The organism is Teichococcus aestuarii, from assembly GCF_042651065.1.
Lineage (GTDB): Bacteria > Pseudomonadota > Alphaproteobacteria > Acetobacterales > Acetobacteraceae > Pseudoroseomonas > Pseudoroseomonas aestuarii.
In genome coordinates this window covers 1-18389 of sequence record NZ_JBHSCH010000009.1, presented here as the reverse complement: position 1 = coordinate 18389, position 18389 = coordinate 1, and the positions used below count along the sequence as shown (strand labels likewise).

Annotated in this window: 18 protein-coding genes; 8 read left to right on the top strand and 10 right to left on the bottom strand. The window is 72.2% G+C overall.

What is annotated here, in order from left to right; all coding sequences use genetic code 11:
* Positions 1–7 precede the first annotated feature (7 nt).
* The 5 genes from ACFOY6_RS06245 to ACFOY6_RS06225 are packed head-to-tail and all read right to left on the bottom strand — an operon-like array spanning position 8 to position 5790.
* Complete coding sequence (locus ACFOY6_RS06245) at positions 8–733, bottom strand: glycosyltransferase family 32 protein (protein WP_379649580.1); 726 nt, start codon at positions 731–733, stop codon at positions 8–10.
* Entirely contained in the window at positions 730–1917 is a 1188-nt protein-coding gene (locus ACFOY6_RS06240; RefSeq protein WP_379649578.1) for a GNAT family N-acetyltransferase, read from the bottom strand. Before ACFOY6_RS06240 ends, ACFOY6_RS06245 begins: the two co-directional genes overlap by 4 nt.
* Positions 1914–3374: a lipopolysaccharide biosynthesis protein gene (locus tag ACFOY6_RS06235; RefSeq protein ID WP_109518048.1), complete on the bottom strand. Its 1461-nt coding sequence runs from the start codon at positions 3372–3374 to the stop codon at positions 1914–1916. Before ACFOY6_RS06235 ends, ACFOY6_RS06240 begins: the two co-directional genes overlap by 4 nt.
* A complete protein-coding gene (locus ACFOY6_RS06230; protein WP_379649575.1) occupies positions 3371–4270 on the bottom strand; it encodes a WecB/TagA/CpsF family glycosyltransferase in 900 nt (299 codons plus the stop codon). The genes ACFOY6_RS06235 and ACFOY6_RS06230 overlap by 4 nt, the downstream gene beginning before the upstream one ends.
* An 11-nt stretch (positions 4271–4281) precedes the next feature.
* Complete coding sequence (locus tag ACFOY6_RS06225; protein ID WP_379649573.1) at positions 4282–5790, bottom strand: exopolysaccharide biosynthesis polyprenyl glycosylphosphotransferase; 1509 nt, start codon at positions 5788–5790, stop codon at positions 4282–4284.
* 718 nt (positions 5791–6508) lie between these two features.
* Here ACFOY6_RS06225 and ACFOY6_RS06220 point away from each other — a divergent pair.
* The 3 genes from ACFOY6_RS06220 to ACFOY6_RS06210 all read left to right on the top strand — a co-directional run bounded on the left by ACFOY6_RS06220 (position 6509) and on the right by ACFOY6_RS06210 (position 9568).
* On the top strand, positions 6509–7501 hold the full coding sequence (locus ACFOY6_RS06220; protein WP_379649571.1) for a tripartite tricarboxylate transporter substrate binding protein: 993 nt from the start codon (positions 6509–6511) through the stop codon (positions 7499–7501).
* Positions 7502–7585: 84 nt separating this feature from the next.
* Positions 7586–8059: a tripartite tricarboxylate transporter TctB family protein gene (locus ACFOY6_RS06215; RefSeq protein ID WP_379649569.1), complete on the top strand. Its 474-nt coding sequence runs from the start codon at positions 7586–7588 to the stop codon at positions 8057–8059.
* Between the two features lie 12 nt (positions 8060–8071).
* Positions 8072–9568: a tripartite tricarboxylate transporter permease gene (locus ACFOY6_RS06210; RefSeq protein WP_379649567.1), complete on the top strand. Its 1497-nt coding sequence runs from the start codon at positions 8072–8074 to the stop codon at positions 9566–9568.
* Positions 9569–9587: 19 nt separating this feature from the next.
* Here ACFOY6_RS06210 and ACFOY6_RS06205 read toward each other — a convergent pair whose 3' ends face one another.
* The 4 genes from ACFOY6_RS06205 to nthA form a co-directional block, all read right to left on the bottom strand.
* Positions 9588–10523: a diguanylate cyclase gene (locus ACFOY6_RS06205; RefSeq protein WP_379636588.1), complete on the bottom strand. Its 936-nt coding sequence runs from the start codon at positions 10521–10523 to the stop codon at positions 9588–9590.
* Positions 10524–10682: 159 nt separating this feature from the next.
* Positions 10683–11015, bottom strand: a complete 333-nt coding sequence (locus ACFOY6_RS06200; protein WP_379649565.1) for a nitrile hydratase accessory protein — start codon at positions 11013–11015, stop codon at positions 10683–10685.
* A complete protein-coding gene (gene nthB / locus ACFOY6_RS06195) occupies positions 11005–11658 on the bottom strand; it encodes a nitrile hydratase subunit beta (protein WP_109518041.1) in 654 nt (217 codons plus the stop codon). The genes ACFOY6_RS06200 and nthB overlap by 11 nt, the downstream gene beginning before the upstream one ends.
* A complete protein-coding gene (nthA, locus tag ACFOY6_RS06190) occupies positions 11655–12323 on the bottom strand; it encodes a nitrile hydratase subunit alpha (protein ID WP_379649562.1) in 669 nt (222 codons plus the stop codon). The genes nthB and nthA overlap by 4 nt, the downstream gene beginning before the upstream one ends.
* 166 nt (positions 12324–12489) lie before the next feature.
* On the opposite strand from nthA, the gene nikR reads away from it, so the two are divergent.
* Positions 12490–12921, top strand: coding sequence for a nickel-responsive transcriptional regulator NikR (gene nikR / locus ACFOY6_RS06185; protein ID WP_109518039.1), 432 nt, complete (start codon positions 12490–12492; stop codon positions 12919–12921).
* 57 nt (positions 12922–12978) lie between these two features.
* Here the strand turns inward: nikR and ACFOY6_RS06180 are convergent, their stop codons facing one another.
* Positions 12979–13275, bottom strand: coding sequence for an HU family DNA-binding protein (locus ACFOY6_RS06180; RefSeq protein WP_099097508.1), 297 nt, complete (start codon positions 13273–13275; stop codon positions 12979–12981).
* Between the two features lie 313 nt (positions 13276–13588).
* Between ACFOY6_RS06180 and rfbD the strand changes: the two genes are divergently transcribed.
* The 4 genes from rfbD (at position 13589) to ACFOY6_RS06160 (ending at position 18192) form a co-directional block, all read left to right on the top strand.
* Positions 13589–14485, top strand: a complete 897-nt coding sequence (rfbD, locus tag ACFOY6_RS06175) for a dTDP-4-dehydrorhamnose reductase (protein ID WP_379649560.1) — start codon at positions 13589–13591, stop codon at positions 14483–14485.
* Positions 14486–14587: 102 nt separating this feature from the next.
* The gene (locus ACFOY6_RS06170) at positions 14588–15616 is read left to right on the top strand and encodes an ABC transporter substrate-binding protein (RefSeq protein WP_379649558.1); all 1029 of its coding nucleotides are present in this window, start codon (positions 14588–14590) and stop codon (positions 15614–15616) included.
* A complete protein-coding gene (locus tag ACFOY6_RS06165; protein WP_379649556.1) occupies positions 15613–17103 on the top strand; it encodes an amidohydrolase family protein in 1491 nt (496 codons plus the stop codon). Before ACFOY6_RS06170 ends, ACFOY6_RS06165 begins: the two co-directional genes overlap by 4 nt.
* A gap of 90 nt (positions 17104–17193) precedes the next feature.
* On the top strand, positions 17194–18192 hold the full coding sequence (locus tag ACFOY6_RS06160) for an asparaginase (protein WP_379649554.1): 999 nt from the start codon (positions 17194–17196) through the stop codon (positions 18190–18192).
* Positions 18193–18389 lie beyond the last annotated feature (197 nt).

Sequence of the window (18389 nt, the reverse complement as noted above, 5' to 3'; positions counted from 1 at the left end):
TTCCTCCTCAGGTGTGAAGGCTATGCAGGACGCGGGAGACCCGGCTGCGCGCCGCCTGGGCGAGCCGGATGTGACGGGGCAGGCTCGCGCTCCAGGAGCGCTCCCAGTGATGCACCGCCAGGGTGTCCTCGGTGATGCAGTCGGGGGTGAACTCGCCGCCGTGGGGATAGGGGAAGAACACCCGCCACGGATAAATCCGGATGTCGCCGATCCAGGCCTCCGCCTGCACATCGGCCGTCTCCGCGCGCAGCCCGTGGCGCCGCATCAGCCGGGTGACGAGCTTCGGGCCGGAGCGCGTCGGCCGGTCGAGGCCGAAGGGCAGGCTGCGCAGGCGCAGCGCGGCCTCCAGCGCCTCGCCGATGAACCAGTGGCCCGGCACGGCGCCGAGGCACCCGTTGGCGAGCAGGTCGCTGGGCTTGGGGGAATCCTGGAAGCTCAGGAAGCACTGGTTGTCGAGCAGCGGGTCCAGCGGCTTCAGGACCTTGAAATCGGTGTCGAGGTAGATGCCGCCATGGCGGTGCACCGCCAACAGCCGCGCGATGTCGGACACCCTTGCCCATTGCCGCCGCCGATAGGCCTCCCGCAGCGGCGCGTGGGAGAAGTCGATGTTGCGCTCGCTCCAGTGCACGAGCTCCCAGTCCGGATGCAGGTGCCGCCAGTGGTCGACGAGGACGCGGTAGCGGTCCGGCATCGGGCCGCCTACCCAGACGTAATGGATGCGTTTCGGGATCATGTTCTGGGCACCCTGGAGAAGGCCACGGAGAAACCCGGGAAGGCGCCGAGCCGGGCGCGCAGGCGTGCCATCACCAGGATGCAGGCATCGGAGGCGAGGGCGGCCAGCCCGAGCGGCGTGCGCGCGTGCACCAGCGTGCCGAGGTGAAGGCAGGTGCTGGCCAGGCGCTGCTTGTAGGCCTCGTCGCCGCAAAGGAAGTCGACCTCGGTGAAGCCGTGGTCGATGGCCCAGGCAATCTCATCGATCATGGCCAGCGTGCCGGGCGAGGCGCGGTGCAGGCTCTGCTCATAGGCGCTGCCAAAGCCGAGCAGGCGGCCGCCCTCGGCGATGGAAAGCGTGACGGCGGCGATGCTGTCCCCGGCCTCCAGCACGAAGACGCGCAGGCATCCGCGCGCCTCCAGCGCCGTGGCCAGGCTGCGCAGCATGGTGCCGTCGTCGCTGAACAGCGGGGAAGCGAGGCCGGTGCGCCGCAGCCAGTCCAGCTTCATCTGCCGCAGCCTCTCGACCGCCGGCCACAACTCTGCCCCGCGCAGCACGCGGAAGCGGACCGGCCCGCTCTGCGCCAGGACCCTGCGGCGTCGCCGGTAGTTCTGTCGCTCCCGGGGGGCAAGGAATTCCACGAACCCCGCGCCGCTGCTCCAGGCGCCGAGGCGGAGCGCCGACGCGACGGTGGAGCGGTGGCCCGGCCACAGCCGCAGCCGGCCCTGCCCGAAGCGCACCAGCACGCCGCCGGGCCGCAGATGGCTGAGATAGGCGACATCGAAGCCGCCCTGCGCGCGCGCCGCGCGCCACAGGGGAAGGATGAGGTCCTCGCGGGAAGGGGCCAGGAGCGCGTCGCAATAGTCGCTGACATCCTTCGCCGCCCATTCCAGCACCCGCAGCCCGTGGCGGCGGCGGACCGCCAGCGGCAGCACGCCGACCAGCTCGTCGCCATCCCATGCCAGGGCGATGTGGAGCCGGAACCCGGAGCGGGCGGCGCCGCCATGCCACCACGCCGAGATCCAGTCATGGGACTGGAAGGTGCCGGCGCCCGCCTGGGTCTCCAGCGCGCGCCACGCCGGGCCCAGCGCCGCGAGGCGGTCCGGGTCGCGCAGGATCTCGATCAGGGCGCCGCCGCCGCCCGCCGGACCCGCCGGGGGGGAAGCGGCGGCCCGCCCGGCCCGCAGCCTCGGGAATGCCATCATCGGCTGCCTCCGTGCGCGAAGAAGGCCAGGCGGGCGGAGCGTATCCCGCCGCTCACGTAGCGGGGGAGCAGCACCGTCTCCAGCAGGGCCAGGTAGACCAGGCCGCCGGCCATGCCGGCCAGCCAGGAACTGCCGCCGGACAGCCGGTCGCCGGCGAGCATCGCGGCCACCATGCCCGCCCCCGCGGCGGCGAGGCGCAGCGCGTTGCCGACCAGCGGCATGAGGCTCCTGCCCGAGATCTGCTCCAGCACGTACAGGTGGATGGGCACCAGCAGCGCCGAGACCACGGCCCAGGCGACGCCCACCGCGACGATGCCGAAGGGCGAGGCCAGCGCGTAGGCGATGGCGGCGAGGACCAGCTGCCCGCCGGCCAGCCAGGCATAGGCGCTGGGGCGGCCAAGTGCGGAGAGCGCCTGGCCGGTGAAGGCCCAGAGCGGCACGGTGGCGCCGCCCAGGGCCATGGCCTGCAGAACCGGCACGGCATCCATCCATTGCGGACCGAAGGTGAAGGGCACCACCGCCGGCGCCAGGAAGCCGAGGCCGATCGCCAGCGGCAGCCAGATGGACAGCGAGGCGGTGACGAGGCGGACATACTCGTCCCGGAAGGCCGCCTGGTCGTGCGCGAGCCGCGCCAGCACCGGCATCATCAGCAGGGCGAGCGGCGACATGGCGATGAACCCAAGCGCCTGCATCATCTTGAGCGCGAGATTGTAGTGGCCCACAGCCACGACATCGAGCATCACGCCGATGATCAGGTTGTCGACCTTGTCGGCGATGGCGGTGAAGATGCCGGCCATCATGAAGGGGCTGCTGAAGCCGGCGAGCCGCTTCAGCGACCGGCGCGAGAAGCGCAGCCGGGGAGTCCAGCGGATCGTCGTCCACATCACGACGAGGATGACGACGGCCTGGATGAGCTGGCACGCCACCAGCGCCCAGACGCCCCACCCCGCCATCGCCAGCGCGATGCCGCACAGCCCGCCGATCACGTAGCCGCTGATGGCGCGCAGGGCGAAGATGGCCATGCGCATCTCCCGCCGGCAGAGCGCCGAATGGACGCTGACCAGCGCGCGCAGCAGGCACAGCACGGACATGGCCTGGAGGACGGGCGAGAGGGAGGCGTCGCCGAAAGCCGCCGAGAGGGTGTGCGCGCTCAGCACGAGGAGGATGGTCAGCACCGCGCCCAGCGCCAGGTTCGTCCAGAAGGCGGTGCTGCGGTCATCCTCGTCCGGCGCCTCGCGCTGGATCAGCGCGTCGGCGAAGCCCTGGAACAGCACCGTGTTGGCCATCGCGGTGATGGCGAGGGCGAGGGCGAAGACGCCATACTCGCCCGGCGTCAGGATCCGGGTGAGGATGACGTAGAGCAGCAGCGCGAGGCCCTGGCTGCCGCCCACATCGAGCATCGTCCAGAACAGGGCGCGCAGCGTGCGGCCATTGGCGTCGCTCCGCCCACCGCTCATCGGCCAGCTCCGCGGCCCGCAGGCCCGGGGCGGGCACGGTCCCTGGCGGCTCTGCCGAAGCGGAGGGCGAAGCGCCCGTAATCCACCAGGTAGCGGCGCCAGAGACGCCTCGGCTCGCGGGCGAGGCGGTAGAGCCAGCGGAGATTCGTCCTGTCGATCCAGGCCGGATAGTATTCGAGGCCGCCGGCGGTCTGGTCGAGATAGCCGCCGCAGGTGAAGCCGACGCCGTGCCACCCCGCGGCCCTGAGGCGCAGCAGGAACTCCTCCTGCGGCCCGCTGCCCATGCCGCAGATGACGATGTCGGGTGCCGTGTCGTGCACCGCCCGGACGGACGCCGCCATGTCGCCGTAGCCATGCCACGTTCCCAGGATGCGCAGCCCGGGAAACCGTTCGGCGATGCGGTCCGCGGCGCGCCGGGCGACACCCTCCCGGCCGCCGACCAGGACGACGCCGCTGCCGTATTCGGCCGCAAGGTGCAGGACCGGCAGGGCGAGGGAGGTCGTGTCGAAGCTGATACGCGCCGCGCTGGAGCCGGAGAGGTATCCGGTCGCCAGCGCCATGGCGATTCCGTCCGGCAGCACCAGGTCGAAATTCTGCAGCGCGACGCGCAGCCAGATGCTCCGCTCCGTCGCGGCCACGGTGGCCGGGTTGACGAAGGTGACCAGGAAGGCCTGGCTTCTCGCCCGCGCCGGCAGCCGCATCTGCCTGCGAACGGCCTCCACGGCGGTGGAGAGATCGCGGCAGGCATCGACGACGACACCCAGTGTCAGCGTGCGGTGCACGGCGTGCCGGGTGGGCGCATGGATCTCGCTCTCGGCGTTGGCCGGGCTGGAGGCGCCGGCCGTTCCGTCGGCGGAGCGCGTCGTCCAGGGGGGAAGCTCCGGGGCTGTCCGCACCACGGCTTTCCTCAATCGGCCCGGAAGCTGGCGAAGCCGCCGAGCACGGTGCGCAGCAGCACCTGGAAATCCAGGGCAAGCGACCAGTGATCGACGTACCAGAGGTCGAGCATGATCCGTCTCTGCGCCCGCTCCAGCGTGTCCACCTCGCCGCGCGCGCCATTGACCTGGGCCCATCCGGTGATGCCGGGCCGCACCCTGTGGCGCAGGCGGTACTGGCTCACCACCTCCGCATAGGGCCTGCCTTCCACCTGCATGGCCAGCGCGTGCGGGCGCGGCCCGACCAGGGACATGTCGCCCCGGAGCACGTTCCAGAGCTGGGGCAGCTCGTCCATGCTGGTGCGCCGCAGGAAGCGGCCCACATGCGTCACGCGCGGGTCGCGGGCCCGGGTGCGCGTGGCGCCCGATGCGTCGCATCCCTTTATGTACATGGACCGGAACTTCAGGACCTGTATGGGCCTGCCGCCCAGGCCGACCCGCCACTGGCGGAACAGGACCGGCCCTGGCGATTCCAGACGGATGGCCATCGCGATCAGCAGCAGGAGCGGCGCCATGAAGGCCAGGGCCATCAGGGCGAATGCCACGTCGAGGCCGCGCTTGACCGACCACTCGGCGCTGCGGACCGGATGGGGCAGGATCTCCACCACGCCGAGGCCGGACCAGCGGAACGCTTCCTCGAGCGTGGGGTCGAAGGACATCGGATCGGCGAGGAAGCAGAGCCGCGCGGGCGCCTCGGCCAGGGCCCGGCCCACATCGGAAAGGCGGTTCGCGTCAAGCCCGCCCGTGGCCAGCACCACGACGTCGACCTGCTGGCCGAGGATGAGGTGCCGCAGCTGCTCGATCTCGGCATCGACCGCGCCGCCCACCCGGGCGACCACGACCGCGCCCTGCCCGGACCGGTGCCTCAGCCCTGCCTCGAAGGTGGCGAACCGCGCCGCCGGGCCGACCAGGGCCAGGCGCATCGGCACTGTCTGCCGCAGCCCTATCAGATAGGCCGTCATGGCATGGGCCGTGGCGCTGAGCGGCATGAAGCCGCCCAGCAGCCAGAGGAATTCCGCGGTGGCATCCGCCCGAAGCAGGACATGCTCCGAGAGGGCGATGATGAGCGACGTCGCGGCCGCGGCAAGCGCCGCCCGGAAGAACAGCCGCCGCGTCGTGGCGCCGGAGGATTGCTCGAGATCCGCCAGTGCGACCCGGTTGAGCAGGGCGGAGAGCAGGGTGCCGCCCAGCACCAGGAGCGCATGATGCGCGACCGGGAATGGCGCGCCCGGTTCCCAGCCCGGAACAGGCACGGAAAAAAGAATGAGGAGCAGAAAATCGACGCACCACGGGAACAGCCTGCAGAAGGGAAGGTCCGCCCAGCCCTGCGCGGCGCGAAGGGCATCGATGGCCCCCGGCCTGCCGCCTCGCAGGCCGGATGCCGGCACCATCCTCGGAAGTTCCTGATGCGAAGGCGTTTCCACCCCTGCGACGCTGGGCTCGGGCAGAACGTAGGAGGGGGCGCGCGGGGTGCGTGTCATTGCTGAGCCTCGATCACCTTCGCTGTGCTGCATGCTCCAACGAGATTACATTTGCTTACCATAACGAAATAAGTTCCGACAACGAAACTTTTAGTTTCTTTTCTTCGCCGGAATATAAATTTTGAATTTTTCAGTGTGACTGGTGGAAACCGGACAACCTCGGCGTGTGCTGTGTTCAGGGTCTGTCCGGCGGGCTTCTTGCGCTTTGATCCGGCCGTATTTCCCGGCTGCGGGAGGTGCTGCCGCGGCTGACCGGTTCCGGCACGGGCGGGGGCAGGTCCGGCGGATCTCGTCCTGCTTTCCGCTCTCCCACGGAGTGCCGCGGGCCGGCGATCAGCGCGTCGTCGGCGGCTTCATCCGCTGGAGCCGCAGGGGCGCCTGCAGCCGCATCTTCGCGGGACCGCCCGGAGGCACGCACAGCCGCCAGCCTGCTCCGAAAGGGGCTGCCCCCTCCCGCATCGGCCCTGCCAGGGGCGGCTGAACGCCAGGCTGCGCCTCTCCGTCTCTCTGCCTGCGCGCGCGGCGGAGGGGGGGCCGTTCCTGCCCGGCCATGCCGGCGCGCAGATTGGCCCGGGCTTTACAGCCGGCCGGCCGGCCATGCCGTTGGCGTCCGGATCCTGCGATCCCGCTGCATGCTTGCCCAGACCGCGCGCCGCCCCTTAGTCTATCATCGTACAAGGAGAACGACCCGCCGAAGCGGGCGTTGGGGAGAATGTCCATGAATGAAGTGTCTCGCCGCGGCCTGATGGCCTTCGGTGTGGCGGCGGGTGCCGCCGGCCTGCTGGCGCGTCCCGCCCTGGCCCAGTCCCGCTACCCGACCCGCCCCATCACCCTGCTCTGCCCATGGGGCGCCGGCGGCGGCACCGATGCCACGGCCCGCATCATCGGCGCGCTGCTGGAGAAGGATCTCGGCCAGCCGATCAATGTGGTGAACCGCACCGGCGGCAACGGGGTGGTCGGCCATTCCGCCATCGCCACGGCGCAGCCCGATGGCTACACCATCGGCATCATCACGGTGGAGATCGCCATGCTCCATCATGCCGGGCTGACCAACCTCACCTACAAGGACTACCGGCCGCTCGCGCTGATGAACGAGGACCCGCCGGGCGTGCAGGTCAGCGCCTCCTCGCCCTACAAGGACATCAAGGAACTGGCCGACGCCATCAAGGCGGCGCCGGCGGGCAAGATGAAGGCCTCCGGCACCGGCCAGGGCGGCATCTGGCACCTGGCGCTGATCGGCTGGCTGCAGGCGATGGGGCTGAAGCCCGACCATGTGCGCTGGGTGCCCTCGAACGGCGCCGCGCCCGCCATGCAGGACCTGGCCGCGGGCGGCGTGGACATCGTCACCTGCTCCGTGCCCGAGGCGCGGGCCATGCTCGACGCGGGCCGGGCGCGCAGCCTCGCCATCATGGCGCCGCAGCGCAACCCGCAATTCGACACGGTGCCGACGCTGAACGAGAAGCTCGGCATCAGCTACTCCACGGGCGCGTGGCGTGGCATCGCGGCGCCGCGCGGCCTGCCGGACGAGATGGCCAAGACCATCACCGCGGCGCTGGAGCGCGCCTACAAGGCCAAGGAGTTCACCGACTTCATGAACGCCCGCGGCTTCGGCACGGTCTGGGCGGACCCGGACGGGTTCGCCACCTTCATGGGCCGCTCCGACGCGGCGATGGGCGAGGCGATGCGCGCCGCCGGGCTGGCGCGCGGCTGACGGCCCCGTGCCGCGCAACTGCCCTGAGCCACGCTTTTCCTGCCCCGCGCGGCCTCCGGCCGCGCCTTGCGGAGCGCATGCGCGATGCGGGTGAACGATGCCGTGCTCGGACTGGCCCTGCTGCTGCTGGCCGGCACGATGATCTGGCTGACGACCTACTTCCCCTCCTTCCCGGGCCAGGATTACGGCCCGGAGCTGTTCCCGCGGCTGCTCGGCGGCGGGCTGGTCCTGTGCGGGCTGCTGCTGGTGGGGCGCGGCCTGGCGGCGCGGCGGCGCGGCGAGGCCTGGGTCGAGCTGGCGCCCTGGTGGTTCCGGGGAGGGCAGGCCCTGTCCTTCCTCAGCATGCCGCTGGCGGTGGTGGCCTATCTTCTCTTCGCCGAGACGCTGGGCTTCATCCTGCTCGCCTTCGCCCTGCTGCTGGCGCTGTTCCTGTGGTTCGGCGAGCGCCCGGTACGGGCCCTGCCGGTCGCGCTGGTGGCGACGCTGGTGGTGCACTGGTTCTTCAGCGGGATGATGCGCGTGCCCCTGCCGCGCGGCCTGCTGAATGACATCCTCTGAGGAAGGGCGGCAATGGACCCGATCCTGACGGCCTTCGGCCTGGTCTTCGACCCCTCGGTGATGCTGGTCATCCTGGGCGCGGCGGTGTTCGGCATGTTCGTCGGCGCCATGCCGGGGCTGACGGCGACGATGGCCACGGCGCTGCTGGTGCCGGTCACCTTCTTCATGGACCCGGTGCCCGCGCTGGGCGCCATCGTCACCGCGACCGCCATGGCGATCTTCGCCGGCGACATCCCGGCGGCCATGCTGCGCATGCCGGGCACGCCCGCCTCCGCCGCCTATGCCGACGAATCCTACCTGATGGCCAGGAAGGGCCAGCTCGACCTCAACCTCGGCGTCAACGTGGTGTTCTCGGCGCTGGGCGGCATCGTCGGCGTGTTCTTCCTGGTGCTCTGCGCCCCCTCGCTCGCCGAGATGGCGCTGAACTTCTCCTCCTTCGAGTATTTCTGGCTGGCCTGCCTCGGCCTCACCTGTGCGGTGTTCATCGGCACAGGCGACCCGCTGAAGGGCTTCGTCTCGCTGCTGCTGGGCCTGGCGATCGTCTGCATCGGCATCGACCCCGCGGCGGGGGTGCCGCGCTTCACCTTCGGCAATGTCGACCTGATGTCGGGGGTCAACTTCATCGCCGTGATGATCGGCGCCTTCGCCGTGTCGGAGCTGCTGCGGGGCGCGGTGGACCTGCACCGGCAGGGCCATGTCATTGTGCCGCAGGTCGGCAACGTGTTCCGCGGCGTGGGCGGGGTGATGCGGCGCTACTGGCTGAACTTCATCCGCGGCTCGCTCATGGGCACGCTGATCGGCGCGCTGCCGGGGGCGGGGGCGGATATCGCCGCCTGGGTCTCCTACGCCATGGCCAAGCGCTTCTCGCGCACGCCGGAGAAGTTCGGCACCGGCCATGTGGAGGGGGTGGTGGAAGCCGGCGCCTCCAACAACTCCGCCGTGGCGGGCGCCTGGATCCCGGCCCTGGTCTTCGGCATCCCGGGGGATTCCATCACCGCCATCGTCATCGGCGTGCTCTACATGAAGGGGATGAACCCCGGCCCCACGGTGTTCACCGAGAACCCGCAGTTCATCTATGCGGTGTTCATCATCTTCATCCTGGCGAACATCATTATGGTTCCGCTCGGCTGGGCGGCGATCAAGAGCATGAAGCAGGTGCTGCGCATCCCGCGCACCATCCTGCTGCCGCTGATCCTGCTGTTCTGCATCGTCGGCGCCTTCGCCATGACCAACAGCAACTACGGCATCGTGCTGATGCTGATCTTCGGCGTGCTGGGCTGGTTCATGGAGGAGAACGGCGTGCCCGTGGCGCCGATGATCCTCGGCCTGGTGCTCGGCGAGATGCTCGAGCAGAACTTCATGACCTCGATGATCAAGTCGGACGGCCTCTGGCTGGCCTTCTTCGAGCGGCCGATCGCCGGCGCGCTCGGGGCGCTGACTCTGCTGATCTGGCTGCTGATGCTGGGCCGCGGCGCCCTCACCGCCCTGCGCCGGCCGGCGCAGGCGTGAGCCGGTGCAGGGGCGGGCCTCAGCCCGCCTCGGCCATGGGATTGGCGAGGGCAGAGGGGAGCGGGCCGGGGCTCATGCGCACTTGGTTCCTGCCGCCCCGCTTGGCGGCGTAGAGCGCCTGGTCGGCCCGGCGCAGCAGGCTCTCGCCGCTTTCCGCCAGGCCCAGGGTGGCGACGCCAAGGCTGATGGTGACGGGGATGGGCCGCCCCTCCTCATCCTGCAGCGCCAGGCCAGCGATACCCTGGCGCAGCGCCTCGGAGAGCTGCACGGCCTGGGTCAGGCCGGCGGCTGGCAGCAGGGCGGCGAATTCCTCGCCGCCGAGGCGGCCCACCAGGTCCGTCTGCCGCAGCAATCCGCCGCAGGCCGTGCCCAGGCCATGCAGCACCCGGTCCCCCGCCGGGTGGCCGAAACCGTCATTGATGCGCTTGAAGTGGTCCACGTCGAACACCGCCAGCGAGAGCGGCGTCCGCTCCTCCCGGGCCCGTTCCACCGCCTCGTCCAGGCAGGCCAGGAAGTGGCGGCGGTTGGCCAGGCCGGTCAGCGAGTCGAAATGCGCCAGCTCGTACAATTCGCGCTCGACGGCGCGCAGCTTCAGCATGTTGCGCAGCCGGGCGAGCAGCTCCACCTCGTCGGCCGGCTTGGTCAGGAAGTCGCTGGCACCGGCCTCCAGCGCCTCGTACAGCGCGCTGCGCTGCTCGAGCGCCGTGATCATGACGGCCGGCACCGTCTGGCAGCGCGGCAGCTGCCGGAAGGCGCGCAGGAAGGCCACGCCATCCATCTCCGGCATCAGGTAGTCGACGAACAGCACGTCCGGCGGCTGCGCGGCGGCATCCTCCAGCGCCAGGGTCGGCGAGGCATGCGTGACCGAGACCGTCTCCGCCACCCGCGCCACCAGGGCGGCCAGCCGCAGCCGGTTGGTTACGCTGTCATCGACGATCATGATGCGGAACGGCATGGCGATCTGCCTTTCTGGCCAGATGGGAAGCGCGGGGGGAGGAAAGGCGCGGAGAACCTGCCCCGCACGGCCGTGGCCCGGCGGAAATAGTGGCGCCCAGGCTGCGCCGCAATGGCCGGCAGGGCCGGAGCGCGCCTTGACCCCGCGGCGGCGCGCCGCTCAACCCGGCAGCAGGATGGGCTGGCCGTGCGGCGTGGCGGCGGCGGCGCGTGCCCAGGCTTCCTGGCGCTCCGCCAGCTCGGCCGTGGAGAGAATGCCCTTCTCAGCCAGCAATTCCTCGAGCGCCGCCAGCCAGTGCGCATAGTAGGGCGCCTCGCAGGCGGCGAGGTGGCGGCCGAGCGCCGCCGTCCATTCCGCCCAGGTGAAGCAGCCGGCCTGATGCGCGGCCACCGCCATGGCGAAGGCCTGCGCCTCCCAGGGCTCGCGGAACACCGGCCCCGCCACGTCGCGCGGCAGGCCGGGGGCCTCGGCGGGCATGGCTTCAGGCTTCAAGGTAGGACTCCCAGGCATCGATGGAGACGGTCAGGTCCGGGTCCGCCCCTTCGCCCCACAGTTCGGCGGCGGCGAAGCGGACGGTGTAGAGCCATTGCGGCGCCTCACCACGGCCATGCGCGTTGCTGTCGGGGAAGACGAAGACGCCCTGCACCCGGTCGACCACGCCCCGCCGGCCGCGCGCGTAGCGGGGCAGGCGGGTATGCTCCGGGGTGTGGAAGTGGCGGGTGCGCACCGCCGCGCCCACCGCGAAGCGCGCCGGCGCCGTGGCCGGGCGGTCATAGGGCGAGCCGCGCATCAGCGCCGGCTCCACCGCCTCGGCCCGCAGCGGTGGCAGCGCCGGGCCGGGCGCCCGCATCCGCCCCTCGCGCAGCTCCTCCGCCGTCACCAGGCCGCGCGCCAGCAGCAGCTTCTCCAGCCCCTTGATCCAGATCTCGTAGTAGCCGGAGGTAAGATACTCGCCGGGCGGCAGGGTCTCGCGCGCATGGCGGCTGGCATCGATGTTCCATTGCCCCAGCGCCCCGGCGGCAAGCGTCACGGCCAGGGCGCGCTTCTCCCAGGCGGCGTGGAAGCGCAGATGCTCCGGCTCCGGCCGCACCGGGCCGAAGCCCATCATGCCGCCCAGGTCCTGCGCGCCGTTCATGCGCGGGCTTCTGCCGCGGTTGCCTCGGCGGGCGGGCGCGCCAGGGCGGTGCCGATCATGGAATCGCGGCTCACCAGCGCGGCCAGCCGTTCCTCGCTCCAGCCCTCGGTGCCGGCGGGGCGCATCGGGATGACGAGGTAGCGCGTCTCGGCGGTGGAATCCCAGACGCGGATGCGCGTCCCCTCCGGCAGCGCCACGCCGAACTCGGCCAGCACGCCGCGCGGGTCCATGACCGCGCGGGAGCGGTAGGCAGGCGCCTTGTACCAGGCCGGCGGCAGCCCCAGCACCGGCCAGGGGTAGCAGGAGCAGAGGGTGCAGACGACGAGGTTGTGCTCCTCCGGCGTGTTCTCCACCGCCACCATGTGCTCGCCCTGCCGGCCGGTGAAGCCCATGCCGTGGATGGCCGCCGTGGCGTCCCGCCGCAGATGGTCGCGGAACGCCGGGTCGGCCCAGGCGCGCGCCACCACCCGGGCGCCGTTGCGCGGGCCGATGCGCGTCTCGTAGGTCTCGATCAGCGCGTCCAGCGCGGCCGGGTCGGCATAGCCCTTCTCGACCAGCAGGGATTCCAGGGCGCGCACCCGCAGCGCCATGCCGGAAAGCTCGCTGCCCTCATGCTCATGCTCATGCTCATGCACGTGCGCGTGGCCATGGTGATGCCCGGTCATGCTGGCGCTGGTCCCTCGCTGCGTTCGGCCGGCGCAGGGTGCGTCCTTCCACCCGGTCCGGTCAAGCAAGGCCCGGGCGCCGGAGACCCCCCTCGCGCGAGGCATGGCTGGCGGTGGGGCCGGCGGCCGCGATACGGTCCGGCGGAAGCGGGATGAGGGAGTTGCGATGCAACGGGTGACTGTCACCCTGGACGACGCGCTGGCGGCCGAGCTGGATGCGGTGGTGCGCCGGCGCGGCTACCAGAACCGCTCGGAGGCGATGCGCGACCTGCTGCGGAGCGGCCTGCAGCAGAGCGCCGGCGCGGAGGGCGCGGCCGGGCCGAGCCTGGGGGCGCTGGTCTACACCTATGCCCATGAGCAGCGGGACCTGGCGCGGCGGCTGACCGGCGCCTTCCACGACCATCACGGCCTGTCGGTGTCGTCGCTGCACCTCCACCTGGACCACGAGATGTGCCTGGAAGTGGCGGTGCTGCGGGGCGAGGCCGGCGCGCTGCGCCACTTCGCCGAGCATGTGATGGCCGAGCGCGGGGTCCGCCACGGCCGTCTGGTGCTGTTGCCGGACGATGCCGGCGAGACGCCCGTCCTTCGGAGAGGGTGAGGGCGGGCAGGGGAGTGGCGCGGCCGGGGCGGGTGCCGCCGGCCGCGCCGGTTCGGGTCAGTCGCCCAGGCGCTGCTTCAGGTCCTTGGCGGGCTTGAACTTGACGGACTTGCTGGCGGCGATCTCCACCACTTCACCCGTGGCGGGGTTACGCCCCTGGCGCGCGGCGCGCTGGCTGACGGCGAAGCTGCCGAAGCCGGCCAGGCGAACCTCGCGGCCAGCGCCGAGGGCGTCGCCCACCGTGGCCAGAACGGCCTTCAGCAGGGCATCAGCCTGGGTCTTGGGCAGGCTGGTCGCGGCGGCGGCGGCGTCGACCAGGTCCTGGCGGCTGAGCGGGCGGGTTTCTTCGGTCAAAAGGCAAACTCCGGCAGTAATGAGGTAACGCGCGCAGGAGAGACACACTCCGCCGGGGGTGGTCAAGCGCGTGCCGCTGGGCTGGGGGGGCGTCAGCCCCCACCTTCACGCCTTTTTTGTGTATCGGGGCGGAAAGCGGCCCACAGGATTGCATCCTGTTCATCCAGGCCGGTCTCCCGTGCCGCCGGATCTCACGGAGCCGAGGGCTACCAGGGCCGGGAGCCATTCCCTAAAAGAGCCCTCCGCAAACGGGGAGCCCTGCCATGCCCAGCATCACCGACCGCCGCCGCGCCACCCAGATGCGGGTGGCCTGATGCGCGTCCTCGTCGCCGGGCGGACCGGCCAGCTCGCCCTCGCCCTCGCCCGCCGGCTGCCGCAGGATGGCCATGCCGTCACCGCCCTCGAGGCGCCGGAGCTGGACCTGACCGACGCGGCCTCGATCGCCCGCGCGGTGGAGCAGGCGGCGCCGGAGGCCATCATCAACGCCGCCGCCTACACCGCCGTGGACCGCGCCGAGGACGAGCCGGAGCTGGCCCTGGCCATCAACGCGACCGGCGCCGGGCTGCTGGCCGCCGCCGCCGCGGCGCGTGGCCTGCCCTTCCTGCACGTCTCGACCGACTACGTGTTCGACGGCACGAAGGGCGCCCCTTACGTCGAGACCGACCCGACGGCGCCGGCCAGCGTCTATGGCCGCACCAAGCAGGCCGGCGAGGCGGCGGTGATGGCGGCCAACCCGCGCTCGGCCATCCTGCGCACCGCCTGGGTGTGCAGTGCCGACGGCAACAATTTCCTCAAGACCATGCTGCGCCTCGGCGCCGAGCGCCCCGCCCTCTCGGTGGTGGCCGACCAGCACGGCGCCCCCACATTCGCCGCCGACCTGGCCGACGCCATCGCCCGCATGCTGCCGCGCCTGGCGGCGGCGCCGGCGGGCGACCCGGCCTTCGGCCTCTTCCACCTGACCGGCGCGCCCTGGACCACCTGGCACGGCTTCGCCGCCGAGATCTTCGCCCAGGCCGAGAAGCGCGGCGCGAAGGTGCCGGCGCTCTCCGCCATCACCACCGACCAGTACCCGACCAAGGCGCGCCGCCCGGCCGATGGGCGGCTCGACTGCAGCCGCATCACCGCCGTGCACGGCATCCAGCCCGCCGACTGGCGGCAATCCCTGGCACGCTGCCTGGAGCAGCTGCTCCCCGCTACGCCGGGGCGCTGAGGGCCCGGGCGAGGGGCTGAGGCAAGGGGGCGGGGCCGGGCGCGGCCCCGTGGCCCGGCTCTTGCTGGTCCTGCGGCACCCTTGGAACCGGGAGCCCCGCCGATGACCGCCTCGCCGAAGCCCTCTCTGCCGCGCCGCCTGATCCTGGGTGCCGCACTCGCCCTGCCGGCGCTGCGCACCGCCCGCGCCCAGGCGCCGCTGCGCTTCGCGCTCGACTGGGCGCTGCAGGGCAACCACGCCATGTTCTCCCTGGCCGAGGACCGGGGCCTGTTCCGGCGCGAGGGGCTGGCCGTGCGGATGGACCGCGGCTTCGGCTCCGGCGACACGCTGGTGAAGGTGGGCTCCGGCGCCTACGACATCGGCTTCGCCGATTTCTCCGGCGCGGTGAAGTTCAACGCCGAATACCCGCAGAACCGGCTGGTGATGATCTACCCGGTGTTCGACCGCACGGCGGCGGCCATCGTCACGCTGCGCGGGCGTGGCATCGAGAAGCCGCAGGACGTGGCGGGCCGCCATCTCGGCGCGCCGGAAGGCGAGGGCAGCCGCCTGCTCTTCCCCGCCTTCGCCCGCGCCGCGGGCATCGACACGGGCCGCATCCGCTGGACCTCGATGGCCGCCAACCTGCGCGACACCATGCTGCGCACCAACCAGGTGGACGCGGTGAGCGGCTTCCTCTTCACCGTGCACTTCAACCTGGTGGGCCTCGGCATCCCGGAGGAGCAGATCCTCGGCTGGCCCTATGCCGAGCACGGGCTGGACCTGCCGGGCTCCGGCCTGTTCGCCCGCGCCGAGTGGCTGGAGCGCAATGGCGAGAGTGCCGCGCGCTTCGTGAAGGCCTCCATGGAGGGTCTGAAGCTGCTGCTGAACGATGTGCCCGCCGGCATGGCCTCGCTGAAGAAGCGCGAGGCGCTGTTCGACGAGGCGCTGGAGACGCGGCGCTTCGCCATGACGCGGGACCGGTCCATCATCACCCCCAACAGCCGCGCCCAGGGGCTGGGCTCGCTCGAGATGGCGCGGGCCGAGGCGCTGGTGCGCGTCAACGCCGAGGCCTATGGCATCGGCACCCCGCCGGAGGCCGCCAGCATGTTCACCGACCGCTACCTGCCCCCCCGCTCGGAGCGGATGCTGTGACGGCGCGGCTGCTGGTCCGCGGCGCGCGGGTCCTGGCGCCGGACGCGCTCTCCGCCCCCTTGGCCGAGATCCTGGTGGAGGGGGGCCGCGTCGCCGCCCTGCTGCCGCCCGGCAGCGCGGTGGAGGATGCGGAAGCCTTCGACGCCACGGGACGGCTGGTCATCCCCGGCCTGGTGAACGGCCACACCCATGGCCATGGCGGCCTGGCCAAGGGGGTGGGCGACAAGTGGGACCTGGCGCTGCTGCTGGCCCATGCCCCCTGGGTGGGCGGCGGCCGCGGCGTGGCCGAGCTGAAGCTCTCCACCCAGCTCACCGCCGTGGAGATGCTGAAGAAGGGCTGCACCGCCGCCTTCGACCTGCCGGCCGAGTTCCCCGGCCCCACCCCGGAGGGGCTGGAGGCGATGGCCGAGGCCTATGCCAGCGTCGGCCTGCGCGCCGTGCTGGCGCCGATGGTGGCCGACCTCACCTTCTTCCAGGCGACGCCCGGCCTGGTGGAGGCGCTGCCCGAACCGCTTCGGGCCCGCGCCGAGGCCATGCGCATGGCGCCGGCCGAGGCGACGCTCGCCACGCTGCGCGCCGCGGCGAAGGGCTGGCGGCACGGCGCCGCCGGCATTGCGCTCGGGCTCGGCCCCACCATCCCGCTGCACGGCTCGGAGGCCTTCCTGCGCGGCTGCGCGGCGCTGGCCGACGAGTTCGGCCTGCGGGTGCAGACCCATGTGGCCGAGGCGCGCTACCAGGCCGCCGCCGGCGCGGTGCGCTATGGCGCCACCCTGCTGGAGCACATGGACCGGATGGGGCTGGTCGGGCCGCGCTTCTCCGTGGCGCACGGCGTCTGGCTGACGCAATCCGACCTGGAGCTGCTGGCGGCGCGGGGGGCCGGGCTCTCGCACAATCCGGGCGCCAACATGCGGCTGGCCTCCGGCATCGCGCCGGCGCGGGCGGCGCTGCGGGCGGGGGTGGCGCTGGGCATCGGCACGGACGGCTCCTCCTCCTCCGACAACCAGAACATGTTCGAGGCGATGCGCCTCGCCGCCTTCGCCTCCCGGCTGTGGGAGGAGGCGGAGGAGGAGGACTGGCTCGGCACCGCCGAGACCGTCCGGCTGGCCACCGCCGGCTCCGCCCGGCTGCTGGGGCTGGAGGCGGGAGAGATCGCGCCCGGCCGGCTGGCGGATCTGGTGCTGCTCGACCTCGCGCACATCAACTGGGCGCCGTTCAACGACGCCGCCAACCAGCTCGTCTGGACCGAGGATGGCAGCGCGGTGACCGATGTGATGGTGGGCGGCGCCTGGAAGCTGCGCGACCGCCGCGTGCTGGGGCTGGACGAGGCGCGCCTCGCCGCCGAGGCCAATGCCGCCGCCGAGCGGCTGCGCGGCGTGAATGCCGGGGTGCGGGAATGGTGCGAGGCCATTGCCCCGCATGTCGCCTGCCACTGCCGCGCCCTGGCGCGGGGCTGGACGCGCTCCCGCCGCCTGCTGCGCGCGGAGTGAAGGGTGGCTTGACCGCCGGCGGCCCGCATGGTGCAGCCAGGAGAAATGCACGCCCCCGCCCGGGGCGCGCGAGCCATGGGAGGAAGGGCGATGCTGGACCCGGTTCTGGTGGAAGTGACGCGCGGCGGCCGGGTGGAATCCCGCCATGCCGGCGCCTTCGCGGTGGTCGATGCCGAGGGCGGGGTGGTGCTCTCCGCCGGTGATATCGAGCGGCCCATCTTCCCGCGTTCCGCCGTGAAGGTGATCCAGGCCCTGCCGCTGGTGGAAAGCGGCGCGGCGGACCGTTTCGGGCTGGACGATGAGGCGCTGGCCCTGGCTTGCGCCTCGCATGGCGGGGAGCCGCGCCATGCCGCCGTCGCCGCCCGGATGCTGGCGGCCGCGGGGCAGGGCGTGGCGCAGCTCGAATGCGGTGCCCACTGGCCGAGCCATGCCGGCGCCGCCCGCGCCCTGGCCTGCACCGGCGCCGAGCCCAGCGCGCTGCACAACAACTGCTCGGGCAAGCATGCCGGCTTCGTCTGCCTGGCCTGCGGCACGGACACCGCCCCGGCGGGCTACATCCAGCCGGGCCATGCCGTGCAGCGCCAGGTGAAGGCGGCACTGGAAGGGGTGACCGGCTTCCGCCTGGAGGAGGGCAGCCACGGCATCGATGGCTGCTCCATCCCGACCTACGCCATTCCGCTGCGCGCCCTGGCGCTGGGCTTCGCGCGGATCGGCACCGGGCACGGGCTGGAGCCCGTGCGGGCGGCCGCCGCGGCCCGGCTGCGCGCCGCCGTGGCCGCGCACCCCTTCATGGTGGCGGGCAGCGAGCGGTTCGACACCCGGGTGATGGAGGCGCTGGGCGCGCGGGCCTTCGTGAAGGTGGGGGCGGAGGGCGTCTTCTGCGCCGCGCTGCCGGAACTCGGCCTCGGCGTGGCGCTGAAATGCGACGATGGCGCCTCGCGCGCCGCCGAGGTGGTGATGGCGGGCCTGCTGCGCCGTCTGCTGTCCCTGGGCGAGGCGGAGGAGGCGGTGCTGGCCCCATTGGCCGCGCCTGTGCTGCGCAACTGGAATGGGCTTGAGGTGGGCCGCATGCGGCTGGCGGAGGGCTGAGCCGCCGGATCATGCGTCAGCCGCCGGGCTGGGCTGCGGGCAGCCGGCTCGGAAATCGCCGGCGGGGCGCCGAATCCTGTTTGACAGGGTACCGCCCAGGGCCTAGAAGGCGCGCCCTGCTGTGTTGTTGGTTTGTGGCGCGGCGGGTTTTCGGAAGAAAGCTTCAGTTCTGGCATTGACGGGCGAAGTAATCGCCA

Excerpts from the sequence above, each read along its gene's own strand:
- ACFOY6_RS06245 (WP_379649580.1), bottom strand. The coding sequence starts at position 733 with ATGATCCCGAAACGCATCCATTACGTCTGGGTAGGCGGCCCGATGCCG.
- ACFOY6_RS06240 (WP_379649578.1), bottom strand. The coding sequence starts at position 1,917 with ATGATGGCATTCCCGAGGCTGCGGGCCGGGCGGGCCGCCGCTTCCCCC.
- ACFOY6_RS06235 (WP_109518048.1), bottom strand. The coding sequence starts at position 3,374 with ATGAGCGGTGGGCGGAGCGACGCCAATGGCCGCACGCTGCGCGCCCTG.
- ACFOY6_RS06225 (WP_379649573.1), bottom strand. The coding sequence starts at position 5,790 with ATGACACGCACCCCGCGCGCCCCCTCCTACGTTCTGCCCGAGCCCAGC.
- ACFOY6_RS06220 (WP_379649571.1), top strand. The coding sequence starts at position 6,509 with ATGAATGAAGTGTCTCGCCGCGGCCTGATGGCCTTCGGTGTGGCGGCG.
- ACFOY6_RS06215 (WP_379649569.1), top strand. The coding sequence starts at position 7,586 with ATGCGGGTGAACGATGCCGTGCTCGGACTGGCCCTGCTGCTGCTGGCC.
- ACFOY6_RS06210 (WP_379649567.1), top strand. The coding sequence starts at position 8,072 with ATGGACCCGATCCTGACGGCCTTCGGCCTGGTCTTCGACCCCTCGGTG.
- ACFOY6_RS06205 (WP_379636588.1), bottom strand. The coding sequence starts at position 10,523 with ATGCCGTTCCGCATCATGATCGTCGATGACAGCGTAACCAACCGGCTG.
- nthB (WP_109518041.1), bottom strand. The coding sequence starts at position 11,658 with ATGAACGGCGCGCAGGACCTGGGCGGCATGATGGGCTTCGGCCCGGTG.
- nthA (WP_379649562.1), bottom strand. The coding sequence starts at position 12,323 with ATGACCGGGCATCACCATGGCCACGCGCACGTGCATGAGCATGAGCAT.
- nikR (WP_109518039.1), top strand. The coding sequence starts at position 12,490 with ATGCAACGGGTGACTGTCACCCTGGACGACGCGCTGGCGGCCGAGCTG.
- rfbD (WP_379649560.1), top strand. The coding sequence starts at position 13,589 with ATGCGCGTCCTCGTCGCCGGGCGGACCGGCCAGCTCGCCCTCGCCCTC.
- ACFOY6_RS06170 (WP_379649558.1), top strand. The coding sequence starts at position 14,588 with ATGACCGCCTCGCCGAAGCCCTCTCTGCCGCGCCGCCTGATCCTGGGT.
- ACFOY6_RS06160 (WP_379649554.1), top strand. The coding sequence starts at position 17,194 with ATGCTGGACCCGGTTCTGGTGGAAGTGACGCGCGGCGGCCGGGTGGAA.